The 9,273-nt window shown below is 45.7% G+C and carries 8 protein-coding genes and 1 pseudogene; 5 read left to right on the top strand and 4 right to left on the bottom strand.

The features are described from left to right. Positions 1-202 precede the first annotated feature (202 nt). On the top strand, positions 203-841 hold the full coding sequence (locus PN462_RS10675) for a GDYXXLXY domain-containing protein (protein ID WP_272128175.1): 639 nt from the start codon (positions 203-205) through the stop codon (positions 839-841). On the opposite strand, the gene PN462_RS10680 is transcribed toward PN462_RS10675, so the two are convergent. From PN462_RS10680 to PN462_RS10690, 3 genes are all read right to left on the bottom strand, one after another. After that, complete coding sequence (locus PN462_RS10680; protein WP_272128176.1) at positions 771-2,003, bottom strand: ATP-binding response regulator; 1,233 nt, start codon at positions 2,001-2,003, stop codon at positions 771-773. The two genes, PN462_RS10675 and PN462_RS10680, sit on opposite strands and share 71 nt — an antisense overlap. Positions 2,004-2,160: 157 nt before the next feature. Next, positions 2,161-2,607: a response regulator gene (locus tag PN462_RS10685; RefSeq protein WP_272128177.1), complete on the bottom strand. Its 447-nt coding sequence runs from the start codon at positions 2,605-2,607 to the stop codon at positions 2,161-2,163. Then, positions 2,552-4,861, bottom strand: a complete 2,310-nt coding sequence (locus PN462_RS10690; RefSeq protein WP_272128178.1) for a sensor histidine kinase — start codon at positions 4,859-4,861, stop codon at positions 2,552-2,554. The genes PN462_RS10685 and PN462_RS10690 overlap by 56 nt, the downstream gene beginning before the upstream one ends. Before the next feature lie 561 nt (positions 4,862-5,422). On the opposite strand from PN462_RS10690, the gene dps reads away from it, so the two are divergent. Next, positions 5,423-5,935, top strand: coding sequence for a DNA starvation/stationary phase protection protein Dps (gene dps, locus PN462_RS10695; RefSeq protein ID WP_272128179.1), 513 nt, complete (start codon positions 5,423-5,425; stop codon positions 5,933-5,935). A 68-nt stretch (positions 5,936-6,003) separates the two neighbouring features. On the opposite strand, the gene rpaB is transcribed toward dps, so the two are convergent. Further along, entirely contained in the window at positions 6,004-6,753 is a 750-nt protein-coding gene (gene rpaB, locus PN462_RS10700) for a response regulator transcription factor RpaB (RefSeq protein WP_272128180.1), read from the bottom strand. A gap of 281 nt (positions 6,754-7,034) precedes the next feature. On the opposite strand from rpaB, the gene PN462_RS10705 reads away from it, so the two are divergent. The 3 genes and pseudogenes from PN462_RS10705 to clpP all read left to right on the top strand — a co-directional run. Next, complete coding sequence (locus tag PN462_RS10705) at positions 7,035-7,247, top strand: hypothetical protein (protein WP_272128182.1); 213 nt, start codon at positions 7,035-7,037, stop codon at positions 7,245-7,247. Between the two features lie 189 nt (positions 7,248-7,436). Beyond that, on the top strand, positions 7,437-8,357 hold the full coding sequence (truB, locus tag PN462_RS10710) for a tRNA pseudouridine(55) synthase TruB (protein WP_272128183.1): 921 nt from the start codon (positions 7,437-7,439) through the stop codon (positions 8,355-8,357). 58 nt (positions 8,358-8,415) lie between these two features. Beyond that, a pseudogene (gene clpP, locus PN462_RS10715) lies at positions 8,416-9,033 on the top strand (ATP-dependent Clp endopeptidase proteolytic subunit ClpP); the annotation flags it as partial. Between the last annotated feature and the right edge of the window lie 240 nt (positions 9,034-9,273).

Genomic DNA, 9,273 nt, shown 5'->3' on the forward strand with positions numbered 1-9,273 from the left:
CCCGTTTTCAACGGGTTTAAGCTCTTAGCCTTGGGTTTTAACCCAAGGATGACCAGAAAAAACTTAGTCTTTTAACCCGTTTTCAACGGGTTTAAGCTCTTAGCCTTGGGTTTTAACCCAAGGATGACTTTTAACCCGTTTTCAACGGGTTTAAACTCTTAGCCTTGGGTTTCAACCCAAGGATGACAAATAACAAAGAAAAATGACCAATCAAAACCGTTTACCCATTTGGCGATTTTTATTACCGATTTCCTTACAGATTGCATTAATTTTGGCTGTTCCGGCTCAAGCCGTTTATACTCATTTAATCGGGACAACTGTGATTTTGCAAACTGCTCCAGTTGATCCCTATGATTTTTTACGGGGATATTACCAAACCTTGAATTATGAAATTGCACAAACCAACACATTACGCAACCTTCCGGGATGGGAGTCTCTCCCCAAAAATGAAGGAAATTCGGAGTCTTTAAAAACGGGGAGTCGGATTTATGTTATTTTAGAACAACCGGAGTCTCCGTCGAGGGGGGAAATTCCTGCTCCTTGGAAACCTGTGCAAGTTCAATCTAGTCTTCCCGATAATGTAGCGGCGGATCGGGTGGTGATTGAAGGGGTGAGCCGTTATGGTACAGTGAATTATGGGTTAGAACGGTATTATCTGCCAGAAGACCAACGGGAGCAAATTAATCGTCAGATTCGTTCCCTACAACGTCCCACTCAACCTCAAGATGCGGAAACTCAAGAAGAGCAGACAATTCCGTTTGTGGTGGAAGTTAAAGTGAGTCGGAATGGGAATGCTGTGCCTGTAAGTCTTTGGATTGGCGATCGCCAGTATCAGTTTTAAGATACACTGGGAGGGTGACAGTAAAAATAGTACCTTTGCCCTCTTGACTATTAACCTGAATTGTGCCTTCGTGAATTTCAACGCATCGTTTCACAATAGCTAATCCTAACCCAGTTCCGGTGATTTGGCCCACGTTCCTAGCCCGATGAAAAGGTTGAAATAAATTCTCTTGATCAGCTAAGGGAATACCAATCCCATGATCTTGTATCGTAACGGTGACTTGCTCTAAGGAGCTACAGGCCCATACTTCCACCACTTCCCCGTCGGGGGAATATTTCACCGCATTATTGAGCAAATTGATGAAAGCGTGTCGCAAGAGTCCTTCATCCCAATAGGCTGTTTTCCAGACTCCCTCAAAGGTTACATCTAATTGCTCTGGGTTGTCCATCTGCCCTTGCAATTCTTCACTTAAATCCAGTAATAAGCGTTGTAAATTGAGGAGGGTACAATGACATTGCAATTGATGGGTGTCTGCTTTGCCGATGAGTAACACCTCATCCAGTAATTGGGCCATACTCTTACTGGCCGAACGAATTTGTCGAAAGAGTCTAACTTTCTTATCCGCACTTAACTGAATTTGACTATCTTCCAGGAGTCCAGCCGAGGCTAAGATAGTGTTTAAGGGGTTGCGTAAGTCATGGGAAAACATGGACACCAACTCAGTTTTCAGTTGGTTTTGCTCCTGTGCTTTGACTAACTCTTGGGTGCGCTCCTCCACTTTCATGCTCAAGGCCGCATTATCCTCCCGCAACATTTCCATGACTTGTTTACGCTCAATGGCATAACAGAGAGAGCGTGCTAACCCTTCTGCGGTTACATGACGCTTCACCAGATAATCCTGCGCTCCCTGACGAACGGCAGTCAAGGCCAATTCATCATCATTAGTATTGGTTAACACCACAATGGGAACACTCGGTGCGAGTTGTAGCAAGGGGATTAAGGAATCTAACCCTTGACTATCGGGAAGTGTGAGATCGAGGAGAATAATATTAATCCGCTTTTGGGAGTCCAGTTTCAGTTGCTCCACTGCATCCTGTAACCGTTGGACATGGATTAATTGCCAATCTTGTAGTTTTGACTCCTTGAGAAATTCTCGCAGGAGTCGTGCTTCTGCTAGATGATCCTCGATCAGCAAAATTTTTAATGAATCTCGCAGTGCCATCCTTGATCTAAGTAGGTGGGCAACTTTACAGTTGACTATATGTTGCTTCAATGGTGCGAAAACTGATTTTACTGCTCAGTTTTCACCTTTTGCTCAGTTTTCACATTTTGAAGTTCAGGGCAAGGGCATAATCAATATTAGAATCGAGAAATGTTGATTAATCATCCGGGAGTGTTACGGTGGCTAACCAAAACTCCTCGATTCCTTTCACGATTTTGAATAATTCACCTAAGTTACGGGATTTGGTGATATAACAATTCACGTGCAAATCGTAACTTTGGTGAATATCATCCTCATTGCGAGAGGTTGTCAAAACGACAACTGGAATTCGCCTGAGTGTCGGATCATCTTTAATTTCTGCAAGCACCTCCCTTCCATCTTTTCGGGGTAAGTTTAAGTCTAATAAAATCAGGTCAGGCCGGGGAGAGTCCGCATACTCCCCTTCCCGACGCAGATAGGCCATAGCGTCGATCCCATCCCGCACAGTGATGACTTTGTGAGGGACGACACTATTTTTTAAGGCTTCTTGGATTAACCGAATATCGGCTCTATTGTCCTCGACCAAAAAGATGACCTTGTGTTTGATGTCCTCTTCTACGCTCACGTCCACTTCTCCCAACTGGAATTGTAAAGTAAAAAGTCGCGCCTTCACCGAGTTCGGACTCAACCCAGATGCGGCCTCGGTGGCATTCGACAATTTTTTTACAAATGGCTAACCCCATTCCCGTGCCGCGATATTCGTCTCGGGTATGTAGTCGTTGGAATATCACAAAAATGCGATCGCTGAATTGCGAATCTAGACCAATGCCATTATCCTGCACTGAGAATAACCACGCATCCTCAAGCCGTTTCGCACCAATATGGATTTCAGGGGGGGGTTCACTGCGGAATTTAATCGCATTACCAATTAAATTTTGGAAAAGCTGCATTAACTGCGTCTCATCCGCCATTACTGTTGGCATTGAGTCATAGGTAATTTTAGTCTGAGTTTGGGCAATTCGTCCCCGTAAATTACTTAATGCACGCTCTAGAGCCGCATTTACATCGGTTAAGGCAAACTCAACGGCCTGCATATCCACGCGAGAATAAGCCAACACATCATCAATCAGGGTTTGCATGAGACTCACCCCTTCGACGGCAAAATTGATGAACTCATCGGCATCACTATCTAATTGCTCTTGATAGCGCATTTCCAACAGTTGCACGTAGTTGGCCACTTGATTTAAGGGTTCTTGTAAGTCATGGGAGGCCACATAGGCAAACTTTTTCAACTCAGCGTTAGAGCGTTCTAAGTCTTGGGCGAGTTGCGCCAATTCATCGGCTTGTCGTAAGACAATATTAATGATGGCTTTCCGCAGTTCTAAGGCTGCATCCACTTCCACGGGTTTCCACGGTAGCGAGGTGAATTTAACGGTTTCTTTCCACAGTTCAAAGGACTTCCGGGGAGATAAGCGTAATTCGCCTTCGTGGTGGTGGGTTTCGTAAGCGTTGTTGGGGTTGCCTCCCCAGTTTACCGTTTGAATCACTTCCGGTCGAAACCAGAGAACGTAAGTATTACGGGAAATAGAAATGGCTAATAACCCACTCCCCATCTGTTTGAACCGTTCCGCATCGGGATAAATAATGGGCAACGAGTCCGTATAATAAATCTCATCTTCGAGGGTGAGTTTCAACCATTGAATCAGGTATTTTAAATCCTCCTCCCCTGGGGTTTTCCCCACCAAGGTGTAATTATTCCCAAAGCAAATGGCAGCCCCTTGAGCGTTCACTAAGTCCAACAAGTTGGGACTGTGTTTGCTTAACCCATCAATGAAGTTCTCCTCTTGGGACATATAGTCCATTAACGCGGTTTGCACCTGGCCGAGTTTCATCCGATAGTCAAAGTCTTCGGTTTCTTCCCGTGCTGAAATTTCCGAAAATACCACCCGTCCGAGGAATTCACAGGCTTTCCGCAGTTCGTAGGGAACATATTTCGGGGTGCGGTGGTGGCACGCGATGAGGCCCCACAATTCCCCATCTTTAATAAGGGAAATGGTGAGGGATGCGCCAACTCCCATGTTGTGTAAATATTCGAGATGACAGGGGGACGGACTGCGGAGGATGGAGTTGGTTAAGTTTAAGTCTTTATCGCTCCGAGGGTCTTGTTCTGGGGTAATCTGAACGGGATGCGCGTGACTATCAGGGATTAAGCGTATCCAGTTGGCCACGAACATCTGACGGGCAACTTTGGGAATATCAGACTCTGGGTAATGTAACCCTAAATAGGGTTCAAGTTCTGGGATTTTTTCTTCTGCAACGACTTCCCCGTGGCCATCATCGTCAAATTGGTAGAGCATCACCCGATCAAAATCGGTTAATCGCCGCACCTCTTGGACGATAATTTGGCAAAAGTCCCGTAATGTCCCGGTTTCTTGCAGTCGGTTAATGGAGACTTGCGCGAGGTGATAAAAGCTCAAGAAGGGAATGGTTTCGGGAGCAAAGGCGGGTTCAAGTTCTAAGATTAGCACTCCATCTGGGTTACGGTGAAAGATACTATCAAAGACGGCGTAGTCGTCTCCCTGTTTTCTAATCCAAATTTTGTTGGGATTGATATATTCAAAGTTTTCTTGGGAGAGTCCTGCTTGTAACCGTTCTAGTTGAAAGGGGTCGAGAATGGTTTCTAAGGTTTGTCCCAGTAGATTTTCGGGTTTAATTCCTAAAAGGGTGCGAGTATTTTGACTCACTTGCAGAATTTTTAAGCTCGGTTCTTCTAAAACAAGGAGAATGCCGTGAGGCTGAACGCGAGCGCAGGTATGAATGGACTGTTGTTCTAAGTCCAATGGGTCAATTTGAGTCTGTTCGTGATCTAGGTTAAGCATTGGCTGAGTCCTCGCTGTTAGGAAATCTCGTTGGGTGATGGAGTTGGGTGATGAATAGACTTCTGAACAAGGGATTAAATTAGGAGATTGTGGGATTACCCCTACATTTATTATTTTAATTTTTTCCCAAAGTTCTAAGTGTTAAGACGACATTAAGACTATTAGAAGTTAATTAATATTGCAAGGAATTTTACAATTTTTTGCAGGGGATCGGTTCAGAAAGTTTTATATTTTAGCAAGGTTTTTTGAAAAGGGAGAGGTTATGATAACAAGTAGCGATTTTTCGTAGTGTAGTTTATTGTTTTGTTATATTTTTTGTTTCATTTAAAGTGCTTACTCTTATTTAGGTAAAGTTTAAATAATATTTCTTAATTTTTGATTCATTCCTCTCTCCTCTCTCCTCTCTCCTTCTCCCCCATCTCCGTGTCCTTTGTGTCTTTGTGGTTCACTTCCCCAACTCTCACCTACAAAACTTGCCAAGTCATAGTCATTATGAGTATGATAGATTTATATAAACTCATAACGAGTTCAGATTAGCGATAACCTATAAGGTAAAAGACCATGACCGCAGCATCTAGCATGAACAAGTTTTATCCGACTCGGATCGATCTGAGTGCAGATATCCGTAGCACTGTAGTTGCGACACTCAGCCAATCTCTGGCGACTACCTTAGACTTGAAAACCCAAGTCAAACAGGCCCATTGGAATGTGAAGGGGATGGAGTTTTATTCCTTGCACTTGCTCTTTGATGAGATGGCCGGTGAGTTAGAAGAATTTGTGGATATGGTGGCCGAACGGATTACCGCGTTGGGTGCGGTGGCCAATGGGACCGCACGAGTGGCGGCGAATAATTCTATTTTAGAGGAGTATCCTTTGACGATTGTGGATGGGGTAGATCATGTGACCGCTTTGGCGGAACGGTATGCGGCCTACGCCAAGCACGTCCGGGAGGCCATTGCCAGTACCGATGAGGCCGGAGATGCGGATACTGCCGATCTTTATACGGAAATTTCCCGTGCGATCGATAAACGCCTCTGGTTCTTGGAAGCCCATTTAATCAAAAATGGCTCGTAAGGGCAGAATAGGAAAAGCGGGGCGATTGTACCCCGTTTTTTTTAAATTAATCTAAGATAAGTCTGGGGTCATTCTTGGCCAATGCCCACGGGTTGAGATGACCGTCCAGACCGTCGTTGAAAAGAATATCCCATCCCTCGCTCGGTGATAATATATTCGGGTTGTTTGGGATCAACCTCGATTTTGCCCCGTAAGCGGGAGACATGGACATCGACTAAGCGTAAATCCCCTGGTTGACTGGGAGCATAGCCCCAAATGGCTTGTAAAATGTCCGCACGAGAGAGGGGTTCACCCGCTTGGTTGATTAGGAGTTCTAGCACATTAAATTCAATCTCTGTTAACCGTACCAGTTGCTGATTGAGATAGACTCGCCGCCTGTTACAATCAACAAACAGCGAACCCGCTTGTAAAATACCGTTTTCGGGTGAGGCGGATAAAGGGGTCTTTTTTAACCGTCTGAGAATGGTATTGATTCTAGCTTCTAATTCTTTGGGTGAAAACGGTTTCACCAAATAATCGTCCGCTCCCATGCGGAGTCCTGCAATGCGATCGGCAACATCAGACAAGGCAGTTAACATAATAATGGGAACGTCCGAGGTGCTACGAAGGTCTTGACAAATCTGATAACCGTCCCCTTTGGGAATCATTACATCGAGTATAACTAAATCTGGGGGGGATTGGGTGAAAAGTGCAAGAGCTTCTTCGCCATCGGCTGCGGTAACGACTTGGTATCCTGCCATAGAGAGACGAGTGGTAAGAATTCGTCGGACAGCAGGTTCGTCGTCAACCACTAGGATTTTTCCTTTGTGGTGTTCCACTTTTCTTAACTGAATAATGACAGTGAAATTTTTTGATGCTTTTTGTTATCAGAATGATAACATAGGTTTTTTTACTTATGCAAAAACATCAATCCAAAGGGAGATTTTACCGTGTTTTCTCTTGCTTTGCGTAATTTTTTTTGTCAAGGGAAAGATGAGAGAAAATTATTTTAGTTTGAATTAGTTAATTAAACTTAACAATGATAACAGTTTTCGCAAAAAACTGTTATCATCCAGTCTGAATCGAGTTCAGGTTACTGGTGATTGTTGGTTTTGAGGGTATGCCTAAGCCATTTATCGGTGTCAGAATTTCCTCTGAGTTGCATGAAGCGATCGCAACTCGGATGCGGGAAACGGGAGAATCAAAATCAGATATTGTCGTCTCTGCCCTCAAATATTACTTGGGACTCACCCCGTGTCACCAGAGGTTAGAGGAGATAGAGCAACGGTTAGCCAAACTTGAGCAAGACAGACCAGTAAGCAGTAAACAGTAAACAGTAAACAGTAAACAGTAAGCAGTAAACAGTAAACAGTAAACAGTAAACAGTTGTTGGAAGTTAGAAGTCGAACACGCTCCCAAAGGAAGGTCAGAAACGCATCACAGCAAGACTTTAAGGGAATGCGTGAAAAATATTGAATTGCTAGAGAGTGTTAGGAGAGTCGGAAGTCTCAGATCATAGCCTATGACGAAGAACCAAGAACAAACAACCAACAACCAACTCGGTTTCCTCAACTTACATAAACCCTTCGGCCTAACCTCCCATGACTGTGTAGCGAAAGTGCGTAAATTGCTGCAACTCAAGCGAGTGGGGCATGGGGGGACCCTTGACCCGAAAGCAACCGGGGTTTTGCCCATTGCCTTTGGGAAAGCCACTCGCCTCTTATCCTATATGCCAGAAGAGAAAGTTTATCACGCGATCGTGCGTTTCGGGGTGCAAACCAGCACCGATGATCTCGAAGGAGAGGTCATTGAAAGCGCGTCTGCGTCCCATTTGAGCTTAGAGGATATTCAACCCCATCTTGAAGCATTTGTGGGCAAAATAACGCAAATTCCCCCCGCTTACAGTGCTATTCAACAGGGAGGGAAACGCCTCTATGAGTTAGCCAGGGCCGGGAAAGATGTGGATGTTCCTCCGCGAACCGTGGAAGTGTATGACATTGAGGTTTTAAACTGGCAGTCCGGGGACTATCCGGAACTGGAGATTAAAATTGCTTGTGGGAGTGGGACGTATATTCGTGCGATCGCAAGAGACCTAGGCGATAAAGTAGGGACAGGTGGCACATTAGCCCAACTCATCCGCACCCGAAGCTGTGCCATGGACTTAGCCCACAGCATCACCCTCGAAACCCTCAGCGAACAACTCACCCAAGGCACATTTACCCCCCTTTCCCCCGCCATCCCCCTCGCCCACCTGCCCAGCATCACCCTCCCCACCGGAACAGCCAAACGCTGGTGTAATGGGCAGCAAGTCCCCTTAGAAGCCCACTCCGAAATCCCCCCATTTATCCAAGTGTATAACCCAGACCAACAATTTCTCGGCATCGGCGAACCCCTCCCCCAGAAAACCCCACCCCTACTCGCCCCCAAAGTAGTTATTGCCTGAATCAAAGACAGAGCCAGCCACAACTCGCTACAATCAATAGAAAGCACATCAGAAAACCAATCCTATGATCCCTACAGTAATCGAATCTTCAGGCCGTGGCGAAAGAGCCTTTGATATTTACTCTCGTCTCCTACGAGAACGCATTGTCTTCTTAGGTCAACAAGTTGACGACGAAATTGCCAACTTAATTGTCGCCCAACTGCTTTATCTCGAAGCAGACGACCCCGAAAAAGACGTTTATCTCTACATCAACTCCCCTGGGGGATCAGTCTCCGCCGGACTGGGCATTTTTGACACCATGAACCAAATTCAGCCCGATGTCTCCACCATCTGTGTGGGGTTAGCGGCCAGTATGGGCGCATTCTTGCTCAGTTCCGGTGCAAAAGGCAAACGCATGAGCCTCCCCCACTCCCGCATTATGATCCACCAACCCCTCGGCGGAGCGCAAGGCCAAGCAACCGATATTGAAATTCAAGCCAAAGAAATTCTCTATCTCAAAGCCTTGCTCAACGAACACCTATCCCGTCAAACCGGACAACCCTTAGAGCGCATTGAGCAAGACACCGACCGAGATTTCTTCATGTCCGCTGAAGAATCGAAAAATTATGGCTTAATCGATCAAGTCATCAACCGTCGTCCGTCCGCCAGTAACCCCCCTGAAAACAACGGTCAATAATCAATGTAGCCGCGTGGACTACAGTAGGTTGGGTGAAGCGTAGCGCAACCCAACATCCCCCAGTGAAAAAGGTTCTATGCTTGTGAAGTATTAATCATTCGTAGGGTGGGCAATGCCAGCCCTGTCAAGGTGAGAAATTGTAGAACGAGACACCGTTGTTTCAGACACTTGTGAGAGACATTTTCTCCCCCTCTCCCAAGGTTGGGAGAGGGGGTTGGGGGGTGAGGGCGACTCCAAACC

The organism is Spirulina sp. CS-785/01 (genome assembly GCF_028330525.1).
GTDB lineage: Bacteria > Cyanobacteriota > Cyanobacteriia > Cyanobacteriales > Spirulinaceae > JAQMSD01.

Excerpts from the sequence above, each read along its gene's own strand:
- PN462_RS10705 (WP_272128182.1), top strand. The coding sequence starts at position 7,035 with ATGCCTAAGCCATTTATCGGTGTCAGAATTTCCTCTGAGTTGCATGAA.
- PN462_RS10680 (WP_272128176.1), bottom strand. The coding sequence starts at position 2,003 with ATGGCACTGCGAGATTCATTAAAAATTTTGCTGATCGAGGATCATCTA.
- PN462_RS10675 (WP_272128175.1), top strand. The coding sequence starts at position 203 with ATGACCAATCAAAACCGTTTACCCATTTGGCGATTTTTATTACCGATT.
- PN462_RS10690 (WP_272128178.1), bottom strand. The coding sequence starts at position 4,861 with ATGCTTAACCTAGATCACGAACAGACTCAAATTGACCCATTGGACTTA.
- dps (WP_272128179.1), top strand. The coding sequence starts at position 5,423 with ATGACCGCAGCATCTAGCATGAACAAGTTTTATCCGACTCGGATCGAT.
- truB (WP_272128183.1), top strand. The coding sequence starts at position 7,437 with ATGACGAAGAACCAAGAACAAACAACCAACAACCAACTCGGTTTCCTC.